Annotated in this window: 24 protein-coding genes; 8 read left to right on the plus strand and 16 right to left on the minus strand. The window is 32.1% G+C overall.

From position 1 onward, the window contains the following. The first annotated feature begins 34 nt into the window (after nucleotides 1-34). The 6 genes from WN975_RS02875 to WN975_RS02900 all read left to right on the plus strand — a co-directional run bounded on the left by WN975_RS02875 (nucleotide 35) and on the right by WN975_RS02900 (nucleotide 8,742). The gene (locus tag WN975_RS02875; RefSeq protein WP_337965129.1) at nucleotides 35-1,402 is read left to right on the plus strand and encodes a glucoamylase family protein; all 1,368 of its coding nucleotides are present in this window, start codon (nucleotides 35-37) and stop codon (nucleotides 1,400-1,402) included. Nucleotide 1,403: 1 nt separating this feature from the next. After that, complete coding sequence (locus WN975_RS02880) at nucleotides 1,404-2,117, plus strand: prolyl oligopeptidase family serine peptidase (RefSeq protein WP_337965130.1); 714 nt, start codon at nucleotides 1,404-1,406, stop codon at nucleotides 2,115-2,117. A 10-nt stretch (nucleotides 2,118-2,127) separates the two neighbouring features. Next, nucleotides 2,128-4,428, plus strand: coding sequence for a beta-glucosidase BglX (bglX, locus tag WN975_RS02885; RefSeq protein WP_337965131.1), 2,301 nt, complete (start codon nucleotides 2,128-2,130; stop codon nucleotides 4,426-4,428). Between the two features lie 98 nt (nucleotides 4,429-4,526). Next, nucleotides 4,527-5,312, plus strand: coding sequence for a glycerophosphodiester phosphodiesterase family protein (locus WN975_RS02890; RefSeq protein WP_337965132.1), 786 nt, complete (start codon nucleotides 4,527-4,529; stop codon nucleotides 5,310-5,312). A gap of 24 nt (nucleotides 5,313-5,336) precedes the next feature. Then, on the plus strand, nucleotides 5,337-7,256 hold the full coding sequence (locus WN975_RS02895; protein WP_337965133.1) for a discoidin domain-containing protein: 1,920 nt from the start codon (nucleotides 5,337-5,339) through the stop codon (nucleotides 7,254-7,256). A gap of 97 nt (nucleotides 7,257-7,353) precedes the next feature. Continuing rightward, nucleotides 7,354-8,742: a M20/M25/M40 family metallo-hydrolase gene (locus tag WN975_RS02900; RefSeq protein ID WP_337965134.1), complete on the plus strand. Its 1,389-nt coding sequence runs from the start codon at nucleotides 7,354-7,356 to the stop codon at nucleotides 8,740-8,742. Nucleotides 8,743-8,799: 57 nt separating this feature from the next. Here WN975_RS02900 and WN975_RS02905 read toward each other — a convergent pair whose 3' ends face one another. The 11 genes from WN975_RS02905 to prmA all read right to left on the minus strand — a co-directional run bounded on the left by WN975_RS02905 (nucleotide 8,800) and on the right by prmA (nucleotide 17,069). Beyond that, complete coding sequence (locus tag WN975_RS02905; protein WP_337965135.1) at nucleotides 8,800-9,105, minus strand: hypothetical protein; 306 nt, start codon at nucleotides 9,103-9,105, stop codon at nucleotides 8,800-8,802. A 4-nt stretch (nucleotides 9,106-9,109) separates the two neighbouring features. Beyond that, complete coding sequence (locus tag WN975_RS02910; RefSeq protein ID WP_337965136.1) at nucleotides 9,110-9,562, minus strand: hypothetical protein; 453 nt, start codon at nucleotides 9,560-9,562, stop codon at nucleotides 9,110-9,112. A gap of 95 nt (nucleotides 9,563-9,657) precedes the next feature. Continuing rightward, on the minus strand, nucleotides 9,658-10,344 hold the full coding sequence (locus tag WN975_RS02915) for a YiiX family permuted papain-like enzyme (RefSeq protein ID WP_337965137.1): 687 nt from the start codon (nucleotides 10,342-10,344) through the stop codon (nucleotides 9,658-9,660). Nucleotides 10,345-10,508: 164 nt separating this feature from the next. Then, the gene (locus WN975_RS02920) at nucleotides 10,509-11,414 is read right to left on the minus strand and encodes a hypothetical protein (protein WP_337965138.1); all 906 of its coding nucleotides are present in this window, start codon (nucleotides 11,412-11,414) and stop codon (nucleotides 10,509-10,511) included. 19 nt (nucleotides 11,415-11,433) lie between these two features. Further along, complete coding sequence (kdsA, locus tag WN975_RS02925) at nucleotides 11,434-12,252, minus strand: 3-deoxy-8-phosphooctulonate synthase (protein ID WP_026982277.1); 819 nt, start codon at nucleotides 12,250-12,252, stop codon at nucleotides 11,434-11,436. Nucleotides 12,253-12,671: 419 nt separating this feature from the next. Next, entirely contained in the window at nucleotides 12,672-12,986 is a 315-nt protein-coding gene (locus WN975_RS02930; protein ID WP_337965139.1) for a hypothetical protein, read from the minus strand. A 45-nt stretch (nucleotides 12,987-13,031) separates the two neighbouring features. Beyond that, nucleotides 13,032-13,484 (minus strand): 2-dehydro-3-deoxyphosphooctonate aldolase, encoded by a 453-nt coding sequence (locus WN975_RS02935; protein ID WP_337965140.1) that lies wholly within the window; start codon nucleotides 13,482-13,484, stop codon nucleotides 13,032-13,034. 221 nt (nucleotides 13,485-13,705) lie between these two features. Beyond that, entirely contained in the window at nucleotides 13,706-14,383 is a 678-nt protein-coding gene (locus WN975_RS02940) for a lysoplasmalogenase (protein ID WP_337965141.1), read from the minus strand. Between the two features lie 7 nt (nucleotides 14,384-14,390). After that, on the minus strand, nucleotides 14,391-15,662 hold the full coding sequence (locus WN975_RS02945) for a sterol desaturase family protein (RefSeq protein WP_337965142.1): 1,272 nt from the start codon (nucleotides 15,660-15,662) through the stop codon (nucleotides 14,391-14,393). 64 nt (nucleotides 15,663-15,726) lie between these two features. Further along, the gene (locus tag WN975_RS02950) at nucleotides 15,727-16,002 is read right to left on the minus strand and encodes an ATP-dependent Clp protease adaptor ClpS (RefSeq protein ID WP_099711786.1); all 276 of its coding nucleotides are present in this window, start codon (nucleotides 16,000-16,002) and stop codon (nucleotides 15,727-15,729) included. Between the two features lie 233 nt (nucleotides 16,003-16,235). Next, nucleotides 16,236-17,069 carry a 50S ribosomal protein L11 methyltransferase gene (prmA, locus tag WN975_RS02955; protein ID WP_337965143.1) on the minus strand — a complete coding sequence of 278 codons (834 nt, stop codon included), beginning with the start codon at nucleotides 17,067-17,069 and terminating at the stop codon, nucleotides 16,236-16,238. A 113-nt stretch (nucleotides 17,070-17,182) separates the two neighbouring features. Between prmA and WN975_RS02960 the strand changes: the two genes are divergently transcribed. Further along, nucleotides 17,183-18,319 (plus strand): hypothetical protein, encoded by a 1,137-nt coding sequence (locus WN975_RS02960; protein WP_337965144.1) that lies wholly within the window; start codon nucleotides 17,183-17,185, stop codon nucleotides 18,317-18,319. After that, nucleotides 18,279-20,615 (plus strand): hypothetical protein, encoded by a 2,337-nt coding sequence (locus tag WN975_RS02965; protein ID WP_337965145.1) that lies wholly within the window; start codon nucleotides 18,279-18,281, stop codon nucleotides 20,613-20,615. Before WN975_RS02960 ends, WN975_RS02965 begins: the two co-directional genes overlap by 41 nt. 144 nt (nucleotides 20,616-20,759) lie before the next feature. Here WN975_RS02965 and tpiA read toward each other — a convergent pair whose 3' ends face one another. From tpiA to WN975_RS02990, 5 genes are all read right to left on the minus strand, one after another. After that, nucleotides 20,760-21,512, minus strand: coding sequence for a triose-phosphate isomerase (gene tpiA / locus WN975_RS02970; protein WP_337965146.1), 753 nt, complete (start codon nucleotides 21,510-21,512; stop codon nucleotides 20,760-20,762). Between the two features lie 84 nt (nucleotides 21,513-21,596). Next, the gene (locus tag WN975_RS02975) at nucleotides 21,597-22,091 is read right to left on the minus strand and encodes a TlpA disulfide reductase family protein (protein WP_337965147.1); all 495 of its coding nucleotides are present in this window, start codon (nucleotides 22,089-22,091) and stop codon (nucleotides 21,597-21,599) included. Nucleotides 22,092-22,495: 404 nt separating this feature from the next. Next, nucleotides 22,496-23,164: a DUF2974 domain-containing protein gene (locus WN975_RS02980; RefSeq protein WP_337965148.1), complete on the minus strand. Its 669-nt coding sequence runs from the start codon at nucleotides 23,162-23,164 to the stop codon at nucleotides 22,496-22,498. Nucleotides 23,165-23,241: 77 nt separating this feature from the next. After that, entirely contained in the window at nucleotides 23,242-23,394 is a 153-nt protein-coding gene (locus tag WN975_RS02985; protein ID WP_337965149.1) for a hypothetical protein, read from the minus strand. Further along, complete coding sequence (locus tag WN975_RS02990) at nucleotides 23,391-23,864, minus strand: hypothetical protein (RefSeq protein WP_337965150.1); 474 nt, start codon at nucleotides 23,862-23,864, stop codon at nucleotides 23,391-23,393. The genes WN975_RS02985 and WN975_RS02990 overlap by 4 nt, the downstream gene beginning before the upstream one ends. Nucleotides 23,865-23,888 lie beyond the last annotated feature (24 nt).

Here is a 23,888-nt window from a genome sequence, read left to right on the forward strand (position 1 = left end):
GTGATTTTTATTAATGGTTTTTAAATTTTTTATAATGGTTAGAATTTCAGTTTTATTATTAGTTTTTACATTTTTTGGTTGCGGATCTAATTCTGATAAATCAAAAGAGAAAGAAGGAGAAAATGCAGTTGTTGTAAAATTAACAGATGAACAACTTTTAGCTACTGTTCAAAAACAGACTTTTAAATACTTCTGGGATTATGCTGAACCAAATTCAGGATTAGCCAGAGAACGTTTTCATCCTGATGGAAATTATCCTGATAATGATGCTAATATTGTTACAACCGGAGGTTCTGGTTTTGGCTTAATGGCAATCGTTTCCGGAATGTCTCAAGGATATATTACAAAAGAACAAGGAGTTGAAAGACTAAACAAAATTGCAGATTTTTTAGGCAAAGCAGATCGTTTTCATGGAGCATGGTCACATTGGATAGACGGAAATACCGGAAAAGTAAAGCCTTTTGGAACCAAGGATAATGGTGGAGACTTAGTCGAAACATCATTTTTGGTTGCAGGAATGATTACTGTTCGCGAATATCTAAAAGAAGGCTCAGAAAAAGAAAAAGCAGTCGCTCAAAAATATGATGCACTTTGGAAAGGTGTTGAATGGCAATGGTTCACAAACAATAAAAATGTATTGTACTGGCATTGGTCACCAACATACGATTGGCAAATGAATTTTCCGCTTGAAGGATACAACGAATGTTTAATTACTTATGTAATGGCTGCATCGTCACCAACACATTCAATTGATGCAAAAGTATATCATGAAGGTTGGGCGAGAAGTGGCGGAATTGTTTCGGATAAAAAGAAATATGATATTCCGTTGATTTTAAAACATAATGGAGCAGAAGAATTTGGCGGACCATTATTCTGGGCACATTATTCTTACGTTGGACTAGATCCAAATCAATTAAGCGATAAATATGCGAACTATTGGGATTTGAATGTTAACCAAACAAAAATCAATTACGAATACTGCGTTCAAAATTCTAAAAACGGTTACAGCGCTGATTATTGGGGATTAACGGCATCTTATTCAAGAAATCCTGATGGATCGATAGGATATAATGCACACATGCCAAGCAACGATCAAGGTGTTATGTCGCCAACCGCTGCAATCAGTTCTATTGCTTACACGCCAAAAGAATCAATGGCAGTGATTAGAAATTTATACGAAAATCATAAAAAAGAAACTTGGGGAGAAGCAGGATTTTACGATGCCTTAAGCTTGCAGAATAATTGGGTAGCAAAACGTTATCTGGCAATTGATCAAGGACCAGAAGTAGTTATGATCGAAAATTACAGAACTGGTTTATTATGGAAATTATTCATGAATGCGCCTGAAGTAAAGCAAGGATTAACAAAATTAGGTTTCCATTCAGGGAAATATGGAATTTAAGATGAGATATAAATTTGCATTAATTACGCTATTATTTTCTGTGTTGGGTTTTGCGCAAAGCGAATCAACGGGAACAATAAAAACGGTAGTAATGGTAAAACATGAATTAGGTTATGCATTACACAAACCCGCCAATACAAAAGAGAATAAGCCATTAATAGTTTTTATTTCGGGAGATGGTGAAAAAGGTACAGATATTGAAAAAGTTAAAATCAATGGGCCTTTAAAATATTTAAAAACACATTCATTAGATGCTTATGTTTTGGCTCCGCAATGTAAATCAGATGAAAATTGGGATATAGAATCTATTAATGAATTGATTTTAAAAATTCAAAAAGAGAATAAAATTGATTCCAACAGAATATACGTAACCGGGTTAAGTTCCGGAGGTTGGGCCGCGTGGAATCTGGCATTATCATATCCGGATAAATTTGCGGCAATAGTACCAATTTCAGGTTTTGTTGATTTGATAGAGTTAGAGAGTGCTTGTAAGATTGCTAATATTCCAACGAGGATTTTTCATGGATTATTAGACGATGTAGTAAAAGTAGATTACGCAATAACAATCTACAAAGAGTTAAAAAAATGCAATGCCAAGGATGTTCAATTGACCATTTTTGATGATGCAGGTCACGATAGTTGGACACGAGTTTATGACAATCCCGAAATTTATGAGTGGATGTTTAAACAGATAAAAACAAATACGAACAAATAAATATAATAGAATGAAAAACAAATTAGTCTTACTTTTTTTAGGATGTGCTGTTTTGGGTTACGCTCAAAAAAAGACCACTAAAAATACAGTAAAAATTAAACCAAAATCAGAGTTTGTAGCTGAACTATTGTCAAAAATGACATTAGACGAAAAATTAGGGCAGCTTAATTTACCAACTTCTGGAGATATTACTACAGGACAAGCAAACAGTTCTGATGTGGCTAAAAAAATTGCTGAAGGTAAAGTAGGAGGTTTATTCAATATTAAATCTGTTCAAAAAATTAGAGAAGTACAAAAGATTGCTGTTGAAAAAAGCCGTTTAAAAATTCCATTGATTTTTGGTATGGACGTAATTCACGGTTACGAAACAACATTCCCAATTCCGTTAGGATTATCTTGTACTTGGGATATGGGCTTAATCGAAAGAAGTGCTCAAATTGCGGCTCAGGAAGCAAGTGCTGACGGTATTAACTGGACATTCTCTCCAATGGTTGACGTTTCTCGTGATCCTCGTTGGGGAAGAGTTTCTGAAGGTTCAGGTGAAGATCCATATTTAGGAAGCCAAATTGCAAAAGCAATGGTAAACGGTTACCAACAACACGATCTTTCTAAAAATAATTCTATCATGGCATGTGTAAAACATTTTGCTCTTTATGGTGCGCCAGAAGCAGGACGTGATTACAACACTGTTGACATGAGTCATATTAGAATGTTTAACGATTATTTTCCTCCTTACAAAGCGGCTGTTGATGCTGGTGTAGGTTCTGTAATGGCTTCTTTTAATGAAATTGACGGAATTCCTGCAACAGGAAACAAATGGTTAATGACAGATGTTTTAAGAAAACAATGGGGCTTCAAAGGTTTTGTTGTAACAGACTTTACTGGAATTCCAGAAATGATCGAGCACGGAATGGGTGATTTACAAGCTGTTTCTGCTTTATCACTTAATGCAGGTGTAGAAATGGATATGGTTGGAGAAGGTTTCTTAGGAACTTTGAAAAAATCATTAGAGGAGAAAAAAGTAACAATTGAAACAATCGATAATGCAGTAAAACTTATTCTTGAAGCAAAATATGATTTAGGATTGTTTAGTGATCCATATAAATATTGTGATGCTAACAGAGCAAAAACGGAAATCTTTACAGCAAGCAGCAGAAAAGAAGCAAGATCAATCTCTGCACAATCATTGGTTTTATTAAAAAATCAAGGTCAGGTATTGCCTCTTAAAAAATCTGGAACTATTGCTTTAATCGGACCATTGGCTGATGCCAAAGAAAACATGCCGGGAACTTGGAGCGTAGCTACAAAAATGGAAAATGCTATATCATTATTAGCAGGAATCAAAGAAGTAGCGGGGCCTTCTGCAAAAGTATTATATGCAAAAGGTAGCAATTTAGATTACGATGAAACTTTTGAAACAAACGCAACAATGTTTGGTAAAACGTTACACCGTGATGGTCGTTCAAAAGAAGAATTATTGGCAGAAGCTTTAAAAGTAGCCAATCAATCAGATGTAATTGTTGCTGCACTTGGAGAATCTGCAGAAATGAGTGGAGAATCAAGCAGCCGTACGAATTTAGAAATTCCACAAGCGCAAAAAGATTTATTAAACGCATTATTGAAAACAGGAAAACCAGTTGTTTTAGTATTATTTGACGGTCGTCCGTTAGTTATTAAAGAAGAAAACGAAACTGTTCCGGCAATTTTAAATGTTTGGTTTGCAGGTTCTGAGGCAGGTTATTCTATTGCTGATGTTTTATTTGGAGATGTAAATCCTTCTGGAAAATTGACTTCAACTTTCCCAAGAAGCGTTGGACAATTGCCAATTTATTACGCACACAAAAATACAGGAAGACCACTTTCTAATACAGAGGGTAAATTCGAAAAATTCAGATCTAACTATATCGACGAAAGAAACGAGCCATTATTCCCATTTGGTTTCGGATTAAGTTATACTTCTTTTGAATATTCAAACTTGAAAATTTCATCTGATAAAATGAATTTCAACGGAAAATTAAAAGTAACTGTTGATGTTGCAAACACAGGAAACTATGACGGAAAAGAAACCGTTCAATTATACATTAGAGATTTAGTAGGTTCAGTAACAAGACCAGTTAGAGAATTGAAAAATTTCCAAAAAATTACACTTAAAAAAGGTGAAAAACAAACCGTGACTTTCGATATCACAGTTGAAGATTTAAAATTTTATAATTCTGATTTACAATTCGTAGCAGAACCTGGACAGTTTGATATTTTCGTTGGTGGAAATTCAAATGCCGACAAGAAAGTTAGTTTTGAATTAGCTAAATAGTTGGTTTATTTATTGTAATTAGCCCTTCGTATTTGGTTGACGAAGGGCTTTTTTTTAGTCTTTAGTTTTATAAAAAATATAAATTAAATTTCTATCTAATGAATAAAAGTAAAATTTCTAAGACACTTTTTTTAATGTCGATGATGGTTGTTTTTTCATCTTGTAATGTCAGTAAAAATGCTATTGTAGCACATCGAGGAGCATGGAAAAAGAATAATTTTCCAGAAAACTCAATCGCTTCTCTTAGACACGCTATTGATTTAAAACTTGCAGGTTCTGAATTTGATGTTTGGAGAACAGCCGATGATTCTCTTGTAATCAATCACGATGCACATTATAATAAATTACTGATCGAAGAGACAAATTATGCTGATCTTATAAAGTTTAAACTTTCGAACGGAGAGAAGTTGCCAACTTTATATGAATATATTAAAGAAGGTAAAAGAAACAATAAACAAACACTATTAGTCTGTGAAGTAAAACCATCGGAAATAAATAAAGAAAGAGGAAAGGAAACTGCAATAAAAACAGTTGAAACAATTAAAAAACTTAAAGCAGATAAAATAACGTGTTACATAAGTTTTGACTACGAAATTCTGAAGCAAATTCAGCAATTAGATCCAAAAGCAGGATTGCAATATCTCGAAGGAAATAAGTCTCCAGCCGAAGTCAAAAAAGATAATATTTCTGGAATAGATTACCATTATTCTGTTTTTCAAAAGCACCCGGAATGGATAAAAGAAGCAAAAGACAACAAGATTACACTAAATGTCTGGACAGTAAATGATGCTGAGGTTATGGATTGGATTATCGGAAATAAATTTGATTACATCACAACCAATGAACCGGAATTACTTAAGGAAAGATTAAATAAAAAGAATTAACCTCTTTTTACAAAAAACAAGATTATGAGAAAACTATATTTAATACCTGTTTTGCTAATGATTATTGGTTTTAATACCAATGTCATAGCGCAGAATACCATTCCTGGTAAAACAGAATGGTTTGACCCAAACAAACCCGCAACAACATATTGTAATCCAATTAATATTGGATACAATTACACAACCCATAATCATAACGGAATTCCTGAATCGCGTCGTTCAAGTGCAGATCCGGTAATTATTACTTATAAAGGCGAATATTATTTATTTGCGACGAATCAGGCAGGTTTTTTCTGGAGTAAAGATATGTCAGACTGGAATTTTGTTTACGGAAGTTTCCAAAGACAACCGGGCGACGATGATCAATGTGCTCCGGCTGCATGGGTTGTAAATGACACGTTATTTTATGTTGGTTCAACCTGGAAAAGAGATCATCCAATTTGGAAAACAGCAGATCCAAAATCAGGAAGATGGACACGTCACGTAGACAAAGCAATGTTGCCAACTTGGGATCCTGCGATTTTTCAGGATGATGATAAAAAAGTATATATGTACTACGGATCAAGTGGAAAATTGCCACTTGTAGGTGTAGAAGTTGATTATAATACATGGCTGCCAAAAGGAAATCAAGCAGATTATGCAGAATTATATAAAGCAACTGAAGTTGAAGATATTCAAAAAGTTTACGGTCAAGTAAAAGAAGTGGCTATTTTAGATCCTGCAAATCACGGTTGGGAACGTTTTGGACCAAATAATGATATGGAGCCTGCGCCTTGGGGAAATTTTATTGAAGGAGCCTGGATGACCAAACATAACGGAAAATATTACATGCAATATGGAGCTCCGGCAACAGAGTTCAAAGGTTATGCAAATGGTGTTCATGTGGGAGATAATCCGTTAGGGCCTTTTGTGTATCAAAAACACAATCCAATGTCTTATAAACCCGGAGGTTTTGTAATTGGAGCCGGACACGGAAATACTTTTGCAGATAATTACGGAAATTACTGGAACACCGGAACCTGTAAAATCTCAATAAAAGACCGTTTTGAACGTCGTATCGATATGTTTCCTGCTGGATTTGATAAAGACGATGTCATGTATTCTATAACTTCTTATGGAGATTTCCCAATCGTGCTTCCAACTGCAGAACGCAATCAGGAAAAAGGAGCTTCTTCAGGATGGATGTTACTTTCGTATAAAAAGCCAGTAATAGTTTCTTCTTCAGAAGAATGTATGGAAGTAGAAACTCATAGAATGGATAATGGCGGTAAAAAAGTATATGAGAAATTTTGTTACGGAGCTAATAATCTAACCGATGAAAATATTCAGACTTATTGGTCGGCAAAAACAGATAAACCTGGCGAATGGCTGCAACTTGATTTAGGCCGACAAATGCAAATAAATGCGCTGCAGATTAATTATGCAGATCATAAAGCAACGCAGTATAATAAGGCAATGGATATTTATTATCAGTATAAAATATTCATGTCTGACGATGCTGTAAATTGGACATTGGTTGTTGACAAATCTCAAAATGCAAAAGATGTTCCGCATGATTATGTTGAATTAACAAAAGCAATAAAAGCGCGTTATATCAAAATGGTCAATATTCACAATGCTTCGGGATTATTTGCGATTTCAGATTTTAGAGTTTTTGGAAATGGATTGTCAGAAAAACCAAAACCAGTTTCGAATTTTAAAGTTGATCGAAATACAAAAGATTCTCGAAACGCAATGATTACATGGAAAAAGCAAGCTGATGCAATTGGTTATAATATTTATTACGGAATAAGCCCTGACAAATTGTACAACAGTATTATGGTGTATGATGAAAGTTCTTATGATTTTAGAGGTTTAGACAAAGGCACTAAATATTATTTTACAATAGAAGCTTTTAATGAAAATGGAATTGGAGAAAAAAACAAACTAAAAGAAGTAAAATAATTTATGGTTTTATTTTAAGAAAAAGGTGCAGAAAAATCTGTCGCAGTTCTAAAGAATTTTGTTCCTTTGTCTTACAACCCAAAATGCTATAAAAACCATGAAAAAAACGATTCTTTTGACTGTTTTGGTCTTAAACGGATTGACATCATTTGCACAATCAAACGATGAAAAAAACATTAAATTATTCTATAAAAAAGCTTTAACCGAAGCAAAATGCTACACTTGGTTAGAATATTTGTCTAACGATATTGGTAGTCGTTTATCAGGTTCTTCAAGTGCCGAAGAAGCAGTTCAGTACACGAAAAGACAATTAGAAACCCTTGGACTTGACAAAGTATATTTACAAGAAGTTATGGTTCCGCATTGGGTTCGTGGCGAAAAAGAAACGGCATATATCTTAAATGGAAAAGAAAAAACTGTTGTACCAATTTGCGCTTTAGGCGGATCTGTTGCAACACCAAAAACAGGACTTACTGCAGAAATTGTAGAAGTACAAGGTATCGATGAATTAAAAGCTTTAGGAGATAAAGTAAAAGGTAAAATTGTGTTTTTTAACAGACCAATGAATCCTGAAAATATTGAGACTTTTGTTTCTTATGGAGCTTGCGTTGATCAAAGATTTGCAGGAGCAAAAGAAGCTGCTAAATTTGGTGCTGTTGGATCAATTGTTCGTTCGATGAATTTACGTTTAGACGATTTTCCTCATACGGGAGCACAGAGCTACGGTGATTTACCAAAAGAGCAATATATTCCAACTGCTGCTATTAGTACAAATGGAGCAGAATTGTTGAGTAAATTATTGAAAGTTAACCCAACTTTAAAATTTTATTTTAAACAATCTTGCGAGACTTTACCAGATGCATTGTCTTATAACGTAATTGGAGAATTAACAGGATCAGTTAATCCATCTAATATTATGGTTGTTGGAGGACATTTAGATTCTTGGGATTTAGCCGATGGTTCTCACGACGATGGAGCAGGAGTAGTGCAAAGTATGGAAGTAATCCGCATTCTTAAAAACCTAAACTACAAGCCTAAAAATACAATTCGTGTTGTATTATTTATGAATGAAGAAAATGGTGGAAAAGGTGGAGCTAAATATGAAGAAGTTTCTAAGGAGAAAAAGGAGAATCATATTTTTGCTTTAGAAAGTGATTCAGGAGGATTTAGTCCAAGAGGATTTTCTATAGAAGCTGATGATACGAATTATAAAAAAATAAAAGATTTTGCACCTCTTTTTGAGCCTTATTTAGTGCATAGTTTTACAATAGGTCACGCAGGTTCAGATATTAGTCATCTAACTTCTAAGGCGATTGTTAAAGCAGGTTTAAAACCAGATTCACAACGTTATTTTGATTATCACCACGCAGCAAATGACAAGTTTGATGCAATAAACAAAAGAGAATTAGAACTTGGAGCAGCAACAATGACTTCATTGATTTATTTAATGGATCAAAACGGAATTACTCTTCCAACAGCGAACTAATCAAATAAGGTTATAAAATATTAAAGTCCTTCGAGAAATCGAAGGGCTTTTTTTATGCTACATTTTTGTTACAATATTATAGTATAAATACACAATAGGAATATTGACCACCAAAATCAGTATTTTATTGAGGATATATTTTCTTTGATTCGGTCGTTTTATAAAATTGTCAACCAAATGAATGAACATGATTAAATTGACCATTATTGCCGAAAATGCAAAAGGCCATGCTATAACCAAAATATTCGGGCTTTCGTTTGAAGCGATATAAAGTATAAATAGAATTGTACTGATGACAAGAGTTCCAACTGCTAAAGGAGTGGCGTTTTTTTCTTCAAAAGGTTCTTCGATAATAGTTTTCATAAGTTTAAATTTTAAAGGTTTCCTGAATAGAGTGAATTGGAGTAAATAACATTTTTGAAAAATCCAGATAGTAAAACGGAAGCGCTTGCTTTCCTCTTTTATATTGTTGTAAAAAATAAGAGAATTGATTAGGATAAAACGGAGTACCGGAAAGTATAACAACAAATAGATACATGCTTTTTTTGCCGTTTCCTAAAAGATAATATTGCATTCCAATTTCCTCAGTGACAGAAACTCCCGTATTAGTCAGAACATGAATAATATCATGATCTTCGAGTTTTGGCTGAATATCAAAATGATTTTTAGCCAGAAAAGTACCTAAACCAAATCCTAAACTTTCTTTAGGATATTGACACAATTCAGATTGATCAATTTCCCAAGGAGTATTTTTCTTGAAATATTTTTGATACGGTTTTCTAGTCCATTCATACATCTTTTCTACAAGAATATCTTTCATATAGTTAAAATTAAAAGTTCTTTGAAATTCAAAGTAAAATAATAAATAAAAAAGCCAATCATTCTGAATTAGCTTTTTTGATAATTCTTAGTAACTTAATAGTTGTCTATAATAGTTTTTAATAAATCCGAATCTGCAAGATCAACAGGAGCAACCACTTTTTCATCTAGCGGAATATCATTGCCATATCTTTCCTTTAATATTTTTTGAACTCGAGCGTCAGTTAAATTAAAATCTTTCAATTCTCTTAGTTTTGAAAGTTCAATACCTGCAGCATTTTTATATATTTTCCAAACCAATTCAGAACAATATATTCTTGTATCAGTCCATTCAAAATAAGAGTCATATTGTTTTCCATCAAACTGTTGGCTGTAATTTTGCATCTTTTGCACAACAATCGGAGTCAAAACCTGATCAGCATTTTTTAATCGTTTTACAACATATTTATTGTCTTTTCCGTGCTGAATCCATTCGTCAAATGGAGTCAGTTTTACTGGTTGAACAGCTTCAAAAACAAACCATTTTCCGTCTATATTGTAGATAATACCACAATGAGAAAATTTTGAATTAGTCGCAATTCTTACCGCTTCACATTGAGGAGATTGTGAAGTTTGAAAAATAATATCACCATCTTTAAGTTTAGTTTCTGCGGCATTTTCTGTTTTTTCCTTCTTCGTTTTCGAAAACGGATTATTCGGAAAAACAGACATTGCAACAAATAATGCAAGACCAAAACTTAGCAGAAATGTAATTCCCAGAAACAGATATTTTTGTTTTTTCATGTCTTTTTTTTTGAATTCTAAAAGTACTTTATTACGCTTTATGTCAATTATCTTTTTTAAATAATTTAACACAATTCAAAAGAACTTTGAATTACAAAGTAAAACATAAAAAAAATAGCTACCAAATAAATGATAGCTATTTTTAAAAGTATTTTTAAGAAATATTAGATTCTGAAAATTCCACCAACAGCGATAATTCTTTGGAAAAAGAAGAAATCCTGTGAAGCTTTGTCTTCATTGCTTGTTGTAGTTCTAATATCCTGCATGTTGATATAACCACCTTTTAACTCACCTTGCAAATAGAAATATTTGAAGAAAGTAAAGTTAATTCCCGCTTTTGCAGATAAACCGTAGCCAGAAATGTGAAAATCATCGTGACGTTCCATTCCTAATAAAGTTGTATTTGTTTTTGGGTATAAAAGTCCCGCACCTAAACCTTCTGTTAAGTTAATCTGAACTTTATCTGTATTTGGTAAACCAAACAATTTCGAAATATCGTCATGTCTGGAAACTTCAGTATTGATATAGTTCAAACCATCTGTATGTTCGTACATTAAAAATGCAGTACCATTTGGATTAGTATCACCTTTTGGATACCCACCTTCAATAGCACCACCTTGAGACATATCTACAGGAGTATTATTGTAAACTCCGTTGTAAATAGATCCAGCCTGATCAGCAGGTAAATTAATATAACCAGTAACATTAGCCGTTTGATTTTGAGTCATCACATATTTCATGTGATCCCAACCAATCGAAACACTGTAGTGGTCGTTAATGAAATATCCCATTCTAAAGTTAGTTTGCGGAATCGTCATGTTTGCCGGATTTACATAATCAATATGATATCCTTTTGGTTTATCATGAGCTTTCATATCCGCAACCGTAAAGTTGTAATCCTTACCTCTGAAATTCACATCAGATTTAGTATAACTATCTCTGTTTCCTCCCCAAGACACGAAGAATTTTCCTTTATTATGTGCTGTGTATCTTTCTACAGCGATTTGTTCTTGCGCAAAAGTGTTTAATGAAAAACACAATAAGGCGAAAAATAAAAATTTAGTTTTCAATGAACGTAATGTATTAAATTTAAAATGAGTTAACTGTTTTTCTGATAGCAACCAACTTGGTCATTAGGCCTTCAAAATAGTCTAAATGAAGCATGTTAGCGCCATCACTTTTTGCATTAGCAGGGTCAAAATGAGTTTCGATAAAAATACCGTCAACACCAACAGCAATTCCTGCTTTGGCAACAGTTTCGATCATATCAGGTCTTCCGCCCGTAACACCTGCAGTTTGGTTAGGTTGTTGCAACGAGTGCGTAACATCAAGAACTGTAGAAGCATATTGTTGCATAGTAGGAATTCCTCTAAAATCAACAATCATGTCCTGGTAACCAAACATAGTACCACGATCCGTAACCATAACATTCTCATTATGACAATCTAATACTTTTTGAACCGCGTGTTTCATGCTTTCCGGACTCATAAATTGTCCTTTTTTCAAGTTTACCACTTTTCCAGTATTTGCAGCCGCCACAACAAGGTCAGTCTGACGAACAAGGAAAGCAGGAATTTGCAATACATCAACGTATTGTGCAGCCATTTCAGCATCTTCATTAGTATGAATATCTGTTACAGTTGGAACGTGAAAAGTTTCAGAAACTTTTCTTAAAATTTTTAATGCTTTTTCGTCACCAATTCCAGAAAAACTATCAATTCTAGAACGGTTGGCTTTTTTAAACGATCCTTTAAATACATAAGGAATCTGAAGTTTGTCGGTAATACCAACTAATTTTTCAGCAATTCTGAGAGCCATTTCTTCTCCTTCAATAGCGCAAGGTCCCGCCAATAAAAAGAAGTTTCCGCTATCAGTATGCTTAATTTGAGGAATATGTTGTATGTTCATAATATGATTTTTTGACAGTGCAAAGGTAGTTATGATTTATGAATAGCAGATTAAGATTTAAGTTTTTTTTAAGAAGCAATTCCTGCTATCCACTGCAATCTTTTTCTCTAAACCCTTTTTTTCTTGGCACTTGCAGGAGCTTCCTCCGGTCGCTCTGCAAAAGCCAGAAAAAATAGGCTTTCTCAAAAAAGGATTTCCGCTTCTATCAGGGCTAAGACGTTAGTGGAATCATAGGATTTATTGAGCAATTTTTTTATATCCATATATATGTTTTAAGAAAGAGCAATGTTAAGATATTACAAAAAGTAAACCCATGATATTTATCAGGTTTAGCTTGTTTTTTTGTGTTTTCTTAAACGCTTTTCTTTTGATATATGCACAAGAATTTCCTCGCGCTAGCAATAGTTTTTAAAAATCATTTATTCCTCATAAGATTTTTTAATATAATACTGTACAATTATAACAATTACAAGGATTATTGAAAAAAGGAAAGAAAGCATAAAAATTCCAATAAAACCCATTCCGCATCTGTATTGTTGACCTTGAAGCTGTTCTTGAAAGTTATTTGAAGCAATAATAAATGCAATAATTGTTAATGCAATTTGCAAAATAATGCTGATCATAGAAACAGTTCCAAATTCTAATGTAATAGATTCAGCAATTGCTTTTCGACCAAATATAATTTGAAAAACTAAGGGTAAAATGATTAAAATTAATGGAGATATTCCGAACATTTCTGGATCGCTATTTATTAAATATTATTCTTAGATATAAAAAAACTATTCTTTCTTTAAACCTAATCCCATCGGAACCATTAAAATTCCTTTTTCGTAAATATTCAAATAAAGCGTAACAGGTTTCTTTTGACCTTCCCATCTTAACTCATAAACATTTAAAAAACCAGCGCCCATATTGCTTCTTTTAGTTGGAAAAGGACAACAGGTTTCTAATCTTTTATAGGTTATTTTTTCACCATTTGGACCGCAAAGAGCATTTAAAAAACGAGTTTCATTCAAAGCTTCATCGGCTGTATTTCTGTAGAAAATATTAACGGGATAATCAGGATCATAACCGTATTTTTTGTCTTTACTAAAAAGAGTAATGATAAAAGTATTGTCTTTTTTCAGAACTAAATCTGGCGCATTATCGTCTACATTTTTCAAAGTAGATCTTGTACTCACACAAGAAACAGTAGTAAGGAGTAAAACGACAAAAAGGACTATTTTTTTCATGGGTTATGGTATTGGTCGTACAAATATAAAAGTAAATTGGTTTTAGAACAGATCAAAAAAATAAAAATGCTTAGAAAAAATCTGCTAAATCTGCAGAATCTGCGTGCAAAAAAATAACGCAAATCCATTTAATCAGCAACATCTACAAATTATTTTGCCACATCAGGATAAAGAGATTAATTTAATCAGTGCAAATCCGTTTTATCAGTTAAATCCGTGAGCTATTCTACTTTTTTAGGATTCAGTTTTAATATACCAACCACAATCAGATATTGTGCCACAAGATACGTTAGCATAATAAAAAAAGAACTTTTCTCGATTGGAGTATAAAATTTATTTACGGCCAAAATACTATCAGAAAGAACAAATACAATTGCACCTAGAAAAACATAAGAGTTCCCGGGTTTTTTCCAGACTAAAAAGCCATTAAATGCAAACAAAAGCATGATCGAAATTACAGAAGCATATATCGTTACAGGAATTTTTAAATCGCCTAAAGTTGGCAATAAAACAGAAAGCATTCCAACGAGATAACAAGCGATTAAAATACTTCCGATGCCAAAAACAGCAATGTTTTTTTTGATTGTACCTTTAATTTGTTTGTTAAAAAGGATACAATATGTAATATGAGAAATCAGAAAAGCAACTAATCCAAGAATAAAATAGATCTCAGCAATATCAGTAAAAAGCAAAATTACATCGCCAATCCATGAAAATAGTAAAGCGGTTAGCAATGTGTTTTTGGAAGGGAACTTTCGATAAAAATAAACACCAAAACCTAATAACGGAATCAAAAGTGGCTTTAAAAACAGATTTAAGCTTTCATATCCTAAAAATAATACAAGCAAATAGAAAGCACTAAATGCAATATAGATTTTAAAAAATGTAGAATTTCTCATAAGCGGTTTATGAATTGATTGGTTGAAGTTGGTTAGTTCTAAAATCTATTTTTACAAAGTAAATCGCAGTTAGTAACGATAAACTTAAATAGGTCAAAATGATATAATTTCCAATTGCCAAGGTGTTATTTAAACCAAACCAATCGCCATAATAAGATATAATTCCAATTGCAACAGCCAAACGCAAAGCTTCCCAAAAAGGAGCATATTTACTTTTATCCATTAACTCTGTATAACTGTAAATAGTTAAGAGAATAAAAAAGCCATAAAGAAAGATATTTGGTAAACCAATTTTTGCAATATTATCAAATAGATAACTCACAAACAAAAGCGTAATTAAAACCTGTATAACAGACCAATAAATCAGTTTTTGAGAATTTTGTGTACCGTATTTATCGAAATCAAAAACATTTTCGATTTTATTTACAGGATATTTTTCTTCAAAATTTTCCGGACGCCATCCAGTTGGTTTAAACCAAATTGTGAGTTTGTCTTTCCAGTTTTCTGCTCTCCAGGCATCTTTGATTAACAAGCTAAGATGCTGAAAATTAATTCGGATTGGATTCCAGGTTTGTGCCGGTCTTGTGATTCCAAAAACAGGCGGAACATCTTCTAATTCAGCTTGAAAAGTACCAAAAAGTTTGTCCCAGAAAATAAATATCTGCGAATGATTTTTGTCTAAATATTCAGGATTTATCGCATGATGAACGCGGTGATGTGAAGGTGTAACGAGAATGTTCTCCACAAATCCCATTTTCTTAATATGCTTGGTATGATACCAAAATTGAAGAAATAAATGCAATGGCAAAGTAATCGCAATAACCGATGCAGGAACGCCAATTAAAGCTGCTGGAATCAATAAAAAAGTAAATAGATTTACTAAACTTGCAATAGGTTGTCGCAAAGCGCACGCAAGATTAAACTCTTCGCTGCTATGGTGAATAGCATGTTTGTTCCAGAGAAAATTGATTTGATGCGCCAATCTGTGGCTCCAATATCCATAAAAATCAATGACGAAAAAAGCGATGCAGTAGGAGAGAACATTAGCTTCGAGATGGTAGATTGCTAATTTAGAAACCAACCATTCATAAGAGATAAATGTCAGGCTTAATCCCAAAACATCCTTTACAGAATTGGTAATTCCAGAGCTAATGCTCGACACGCTGTCTATTAAAGGCGCAGTGTCGTCTTTTTTATAAATGCCGTATGCCTTTTCGATTATAATTAATACTAAAAAAATCGGCATGGCGATAATCAATATCTTTCCGTATTCTTCCATAAAAAAAACATTCTATTTTATCCAAATATAGAATAAAATAGAATGTTTTTTAAATTATTTGCAATTAAACAATTTCAGCGCTTAATCCGGCTTCTAAAAGTTGGGTGCATTGCGGTTTTAATTTGTCAATTGGACCAGTCTTTACGGTGCATTTTCCGTTGTAATGTACAATTAAGGAACATTGTTCTGCTTGTTCTGCCGTATGGCTGCAAACGCGCATTAATGTGTCAATTACGTGATCAAAAGTGTTTACATCGTCGTTATAAACAATGATTTCGTTATTGAAAGCCGTAGCTTCCTTTTCGCGGACTCTCTCTCTTACTTTTTCTTTAGTACTCATTTTTTAAGGTTTTTGTACTGATGTAATTACTAATTTTCTCGCCACAGATTAAAAGATTTACAAAGATTTTTTTTATCTAAATTTCGCGTAGATTTAAAAATATTTAAGCAGATTATAGCAAATTAATTTTAATAAAATCTAACCAAATCTGCTCTAATCTGTTGAATCCGCGTGAAACAAAATCATTCTAATTCTTTATCTATGAGCTGTATAATAAATAGATAATCAACTATCTAATTTACGTATTTTAATGAAACCCAGTTGTTTCTTTCAAATTTTTTAACATATGTTAAGCCTTTTTCCGTGCATGAAGCATCAATAAATGGAATGTCTTCTACATAGAAACCGCTAAACAATATAATGCCGCCTTTATTTAAGCAATCAACATAACTTTGCATATCATTCAATAAGATATTTCGGTTGATGTTAGCAATGATTAAATCATATTTTTTTCCTGCTAATAAAGCTGCATCGCCTTCATAAACGGTGATATGTTTGCAATTATTGCGTTCAGCATTTTCGATAGAATTCAAATAACACCAGTTGTCAATATCAATAGCATCGGTTGGCTGAGCGCCTTTCATTTCGGCAAGAATAGCCAAAATTGCAGTTCCGCAACCCATGTCTAAAGTTTTTAAACCTTTGACATCAATTTCTAATAAATGCTGAATCATCATGTGAGTCGTTTCGTGATGACCAGTTCCAAAACTCATTTTTGGTTCGATTACGATATCAAATTCAGCATCAGTTTTTTCGTGAAAAGGAGCGCGAACATGACATTTTCCGTCAACATCAATTGCTTCAAAATTCTTTTCCCATTCCTCATTCCAGTTTACCTGATCGATTTCTTCAATTGTATATTCAATTTTAAACTCATCAGATTCTAAGATATAAATGTCATCAAGAATATTTTCGTCCCATAAATCTTTCTTCACAAAAGCAGAAATTCCAGTTTCTGTTTCTGTAAAAGTTTCAAACGCTTTTTCGCCTAATTCAGCAATTAAAATTTCTGAACCCGGTTCTTTCGGTTCAATCGTAAAATGGTATCCTAAATATATATTTGACATAAAAAAAATTTTTGCAAAGGTAAGAATAGAAAAGAGAAGTTGTTCATAAATAATCCATATCCTTACATATATTAGTGTTAATTTTGATTAGAATTTGTAAGGATTTTTAAAATATGAAGAATATCATTTTTATTTTGCTCTTTGTGGTACTTAATGGAGCAACTTGTGAGAAAGAACACGAAATAGTCAGATCGTTTTGTTATTGGAAAACCGATTTTAATTTTGAAAATCAAGATGATTCTCTATTTAAAGATTTGAAAGTACAGCATATGTACGTACGTTTTTTTGATGTTGATTGGAATCCGTATGCCAAAGAACCTTTGCCCGTTGCAACAATCAGAAGCACAAGTCTTATCGAAAGTAATCCTGAAATTACACCAAGTATTTTTATTACGAATGAAGTTGTTTTGCAAGCTTCTAAAAAGCAATTGGATAGTTTGGCGATTAGAATTGCGAAACGTGTTGCCAAAATTGGTGTAAATATAAACGAAGCTAAAGCCGATAAAATCGCCAATGAAATTGTTTATCCAAAAGATTATTACAAACAAGAAAACTATAAACGCATCAATTATGATTCTGTAAAATCGATTGAATTAGTAAAGCTAAATGTTGATTTTAAAGAAATTCTAATCGATTGTGATTGGTCCGAAAAATCAAAAGGCAATTACTTTTACTTACTGAAACAAATCAAAAAAGGATTTCCAAATGCTCAGATTTCTTCTACAATAAGACTTTGGCAATATAAATATGCTTCAAAAGCTGGAATTCCTCCAGTAGATAAAGGTTTATTAATGTGCTATAATTTGGCAAAACCAGATGATTTTAGCACCAAAAATTCCATTGGAACAAGCGAAGAATTGGCGCAATATATTACCCACAATCAATATAAATTAAAATTAGACATTGCTTTGCCATTGTATAGTTGGGCGGTTGTTTTTAGAGGAAATCAATTTAAAGGGATTTTATCAGATTATGATCAATTACGAAATGATTCTCTTAAATTAAAGAAAGTATCAAACACAAAATATGTTTTGCAAGATGATATTTTGGTGGGACAAACTTATTTGCGAAACGGAGACGAAATTAGAATCGAGAAAATTTCTGAAGATGAACTTGAGAAAATGATTTCGATAGTAAAAAGTAAAATCAAAATTGATAATCAGACCAAAGTGACGTTTTTCTCTTTCGATAAAAAATACATAAACGATTATGGAACCCAAAAAATATCCAGCTATTATGAGAGTTTTTAGTAGTTTACTTTTAGTTTTTAGCATTCAGGTTTCTTTTGCCTGCGGTTGGAGTGTGTCGCCTGAAATAAGTCGATTGGTATTGTTTAAAGCGCAAAGAGAAGGTTTTTTTAAGTTGACACCGTTTTATTATTCGGCCAATTATTACTATTCGACCAATGCAGTTTCGGGTGTCGATCAGGAATTGAATTGTTTAGAATGGAAGAAAAAATTAGGAAATAAAGTCGATCCAAAAGATGTCCATACTATTTTGTACGAAACAGATTCTGAACAATTTGAAAATGCTTTTGAATCTAAATCATTAAATAAAGTATTCGGAAATAATACCTTTATTGAGGCTTTATTATTATCGAAAAACAAAGCTTTTCTAAACTATATTTTATTTGCTAAAAAACTCGAATACAATAGTAATACAGATGTAAAATGGGAATCTTGGGGACAATTAGGCTACGGAAGTAAAGATCACAAACTTGCCGATGTAAATGATTTTGAGAAGAAAATTAATTCAGCGAAAGATTCTTTCTTGAAAGAACGTTATGCATTTTTAATCTTAAGATATAGTTTTTACGCACAGGATAAAAATGAAGTTATCCGTTTGTACGACACTTATTTTTCGGATAATAAAAATACCATTTTGCAACCTTGGGCTTTGTATTATAAAGCTTTATGTGTTGAAGATTTTCCTTTGCAGAATTATTTATTGAGTAAAGTTTTCGCTTCATGTGAAGAAAAATCCTTTGCCGTTTTACAACATTATAACTGGAAATTAACGGAACAAACTTTGGCTTTGGCTCAAAATGACGAAGAACGAAGCGTGATGCTTTCGATTGAAAGTTTCCATAATCCTGCACCGGATTTGAAAACAATCGAAGAAGTTTACAAACTAAGTCCGAATAGTATTAATTTGAGTTTTTTGATAGGGAGAGAAATTAATAAACTCGAAGATTGGATTTTTACGCCACAATATTCCAATAACGGAAGTCCTTCGGTTGTGTTTGACGGCGTAAATTGGTATGATGATTATGCTAAAGCCAAAGAGGAAAACTTAAATAAAGATATCTTGCATTTAAGAGCATTAGAATACTTTTTAATTTCGATAAGAGAACAAACTTCAGGCGAGCAAAAAGAGTATATCACATCTGCAATTGCACAACTTTGTTTTATGGATGATGATATTGAGTTGGGAAAAAAATATACCAATATGATTACCGATAAAGCTAATGCATCGATACAAATGCAAAAGAACATTCAATTGGCTTTGGTTTCTTTAAAGCAAGACGATTTAAAAAGTGAGAAAGTTCAAAATCAACTCTTTAAATATTTTGATTCTATCGAAAATCTGGTTGAAACAGATTATGGATTATTTAAAAATCTTTATAGTTTATACCGAATTGCAAGCGCAGATTTTGCTAAAAAAGACGATCGCGTTACAGCAGGATTATTAATGATGAAATCAGATCTTAAAAACGAAGGAGAATATTCCGCGTATAATAATCCTTATTTGTATAGTTATATTGGTTATTTTGACAGAACTGCAACTGTCGAAGATTTAGATCGTTTAATCGCTTTACAGCAAAAGGAAAATAAAACATCTTTTGAGAAATACATTTGTTCCGGAACGATTTCGCCAAATATAAATTATTATAAAGATCTAAAAGGAACAATTGCTTTTAGAAATAATAATCTGGAATTGGCTTATGAAACCTTTTCATCGATGCCAAAAGACTTTTGGGATATAAATTATGCGTATAAAGATTATTTAAACGAAAACCCATTTACGCCCAAAATTTTGCAAAATGAAAAAGAAAGAAAATTCGATTATCATTTTAATAAAGCTGATTTTATAGCCAAACTAATTCAGTTAAAGAAACAAAATACAGCAACTAGTAATTTACAATTGGCACATGCTTATTTTAATGTTTCGTATTTGGGAAATTCCTGGATGATGGTTGCTTACGATTGGACTTCTGGCGAATCGTATGTTGATTATGTTTATGGAGATAATTCGGACAATGAAAAAACATATCAGAAAGGCAATTATTACAGCTTAACAATGGCTAAAATGTATTACGAGAAAGCTTTGAAAATGTCTAAGAATAATAACGAAAAAGCATTGGCAAGCTTAATGATTTTCGAATGTAACTATTATAATCATTATGCAAATATCATTTCTGCCGAAGATGAAGCTAAGAATCCGTTTAAAGCAGGGAAGGAGTTGGTGAATTTCTATTCGGTTTACAAAAACACACCAAATTTCAGAAAGTACAATTGCCCTTTATTAAGAGAATTTATAAATTAGATTTTTTCACCATATAAGTTATATAAGAAAATTTAAGCTTGACTTTGCGCAAAACTTTAAATGAACTTACATCACTTATATGGTAAAAAAAAAACGTTCGCTGATGCGAACGCTTTTATTATTTTATCTATTGTTAGATGTTTCTTAGATAGCAGTAACAATTGCTAAAAAGTCATCTGCTTTTAAAGCTGCACCACCAATTAAACCACCATCTACGTCTGGTTTACCGAAGATTTCTTTAGCGTTGTCTGGTTTTACAGAACCACCGTATAAGATAGAAACTTCGTCAGCGATTTCAGCTCCGTAAGTTTTACGAACAACTTCTCTGATGAATTCATGCATTTCCTGAGCTTGTTCCGGTGAAGCAGTTTCTCCAGTTCCAATAGCCCAAACAGGCTCGTAAGCTAAAACAATTTTAGACCAAGATTCTTTTGAAATTTGGAATAATCCGTCACGCAATTGGTTTTCAACAATATTAAAGTGATTTCCTGATTGACGATCTTTTAATTCTTCTCCAAAACAGAAAATTACAGTTAAGTCATGTTTTAATGCAGTATCAACTTTACTTGCGATTAAAGCGTCAGTTTCGTGAAAAATAGCACGACGCTCAGAGTGACCAAGAATTACGGTGTTTACACCAATGCTAGTTAACATATCAGCAGAAATTTCTCCTGTAAAAGCTCCACCTTCAGCTTGGTGAACGTTTTGAGCAGCAACACCAATAGTTGTGTTTTTTACTTTAGCAACAGCTGCTTGTAAGTTTACAAATGTTGGAGCAACAATTACCTGAGCAGTAGTTTGTGCTGGTATTTTAGTAATTAATTCGCTTAATAATTCTTCAGTTTGAGCTGCGTTTTTATGCATTTTCCAGTTTCCTGCAACAATCTTTTTTCTCATTTTGGTAGTTTTTATTTTTTTTGTTTTATTGAAGTAAAGTCAAAAATTGATATTGATTTTTGACATTGATATTTTTATTGAAAATTATTTTAAACCTTTTAAAGTTTCATTGATTTTATCAAAATCAGTTTCAATGGCACGGTACAATACAATTTTTCCTTTTTTGTCTACAATGATATATCTTGGAATCCAATCTAAATCAATTGCCTTTCCAAAAACACCTTTCATACCGTCATTCATCATGAAATGATCGCCTTTTAATTCGTGTTTTTCGATTCCTGCTTTCCATTTATCAGCTGTTTTATCAGCAGAAAGGAATAAGTAAGAAACATCAGGATTGTTGGCTTGTAATTCTTTTACTTTTGGCATTGCTTTTACACAATCGCCACACCATGAAGCCCAAACCTCGATTACCAAAGTTTTACCTTTGTATTTTTTTAAAATGTTTTTGAAAGAAGTCTGACCTCCATCAACGGTTAATAATTTTTCAGACAAAGCTTCTTTAGAAAAACTTGTTTTCTGAGCCTGTGAACATGAAAAAGTAATAAATGCAATAACAACTAAAGCTATTTGTTTCATATTATAATTATAGTTTTTAAATATTATGAATTGTCTTTTCTGAACTGAATCTGCAAATTCAAATCAGAGCAATTTCATAAATTAAGGTTCCGAACAAAGTTAAACAAACAAATCGAAAGCCAAATGGAGATTAACAAAATTTGAAGAGTCGTTTATTTTATCACAAAAGGGAAAAATTCGGTTAAAAAAATAGTTCTGAAATCGTAATAGTACGTTTAGAAAACTTCATTTTTTACTGATTTTTCAAAAACAACTTTTATAAAGGTTAAAAAAGAAACACTTTTTTAAAGAAAAAAATCATTTTGAAGGAGAAAAAACGTCTGATTTGCATCAAAAAAGCCTTCAATATATTCTAAATTCAGAATATTTTGAAGGCTTTTTTTTTTGAGTTTATCTTAGAAAATTTAATTCAAATCATAATTTCCATTTGCCCATTTTTTACATGGTACAATCCAATTATCTGCAGCTTTGTATAAAAAGCCATGTTTTAAATTGGTGTTTAATTCAATTTGTTTAAAATGATTTATTTTAAGTTTCGAAGTTTCTTTTCTTTTAGTAGCATCAACACCATAAATATCCGATTTCTCATAAATTGTCAAGATGTTTCCACAGTAATTAATATCCGGAATTTCTTGTATATCTGTATCCATATAACATCCAATAAAGACAAAATTCACATCAGGATTTGCTAAAAATGTTGAAACATATTGTGCTATATAACCGCCTTTTGAAGTTCCAATTACCGTGATTTTATTTGGCGGAACTTCATTTTTAAGCTGTTTTTTTATTTGCTTTGTTATTTTTTCAGCGTAGTCGTATGCATTTGTGTTTTTCTTCCTGATTTCGCTAAACACAATAAAATTATCTTTTCTAAATGAAGCTAAAATCTCGTTGTATTCTGCTTTTCCATATTCCGGATGCGCAGCATTTAAAGCATTTTCTTCAACAAATTTATTGTGTAGGAAGTAAATATAACGTTGGTCTTTGTTTGGAGTTTTACTTTGGCTAAAACCTGCAAAAGTGCTAAGTAGAGTTAGTGAAAAAGCAAAGAATAGTTTTAATAATTGATTCATAGATTGGTTTATTTTTATAAAAAAAAAAGCCCAATTTGTGAAAGGACTTTTTATTGTAGAGTATATTGTAGTTCAAATTATATATTCAAATTAAAAGTAAGTTTATTAACTTCTTCTTGCTTGTTTGATTCTATAAATTTTAAATCGTCGAGTTTTTTATCAATCTTTACTTTAGAATTAACAGAAGCATTTTTATTTTCAGTTGAAATTTTCTTTACTATCGTTTTCATAATTCTTTTCTTTTTATAATAAAACCTAAAACATCAGCATTTGGTTTGAAAGGAACACTAATAATATTTCCAAACTCATTCTTTATTGCTCCAAAGATAGTAAAAGTCTCGGATAATTCTTCTAAATTAATTGAGATTGCACTTCTGTATAAACGTGTTCTTCCAAGTGTACTGCCTTTAAAAAAGACCATCTTTTCAGGATATTTTTCTGTAAAAATATAAACTGATTTTGCAACAGTTGCTAAAATTATATTTCTGTCTCCATTATCTGTAATTACTGAATCATCCAAAATATATCTTTTCTGAACTTCATTATAAATCAAATCTCCAAATGCTAAATTATAAATGTCTTTAGATTGAGTTGCATTAAAAATTATGACTTTCGTTATTTCTCCATTTGTACCAATGCTTTTAAATTCAAAAATAGTTGTTTTAGTATTTCTATAAAGATCATATTTTGGATGTTTCATTCTTTCTATTTCAATCGCAAAAGT

This window comes from uncultured Flavobacterium sp., assembly GCF_951805225.1.
Classification (GTDB): domain Bacteria; phylum Bacteroidota; class Bacteroidia; order Flavobacteriales; family Flavobacteriaceae; genus Flavobacterium.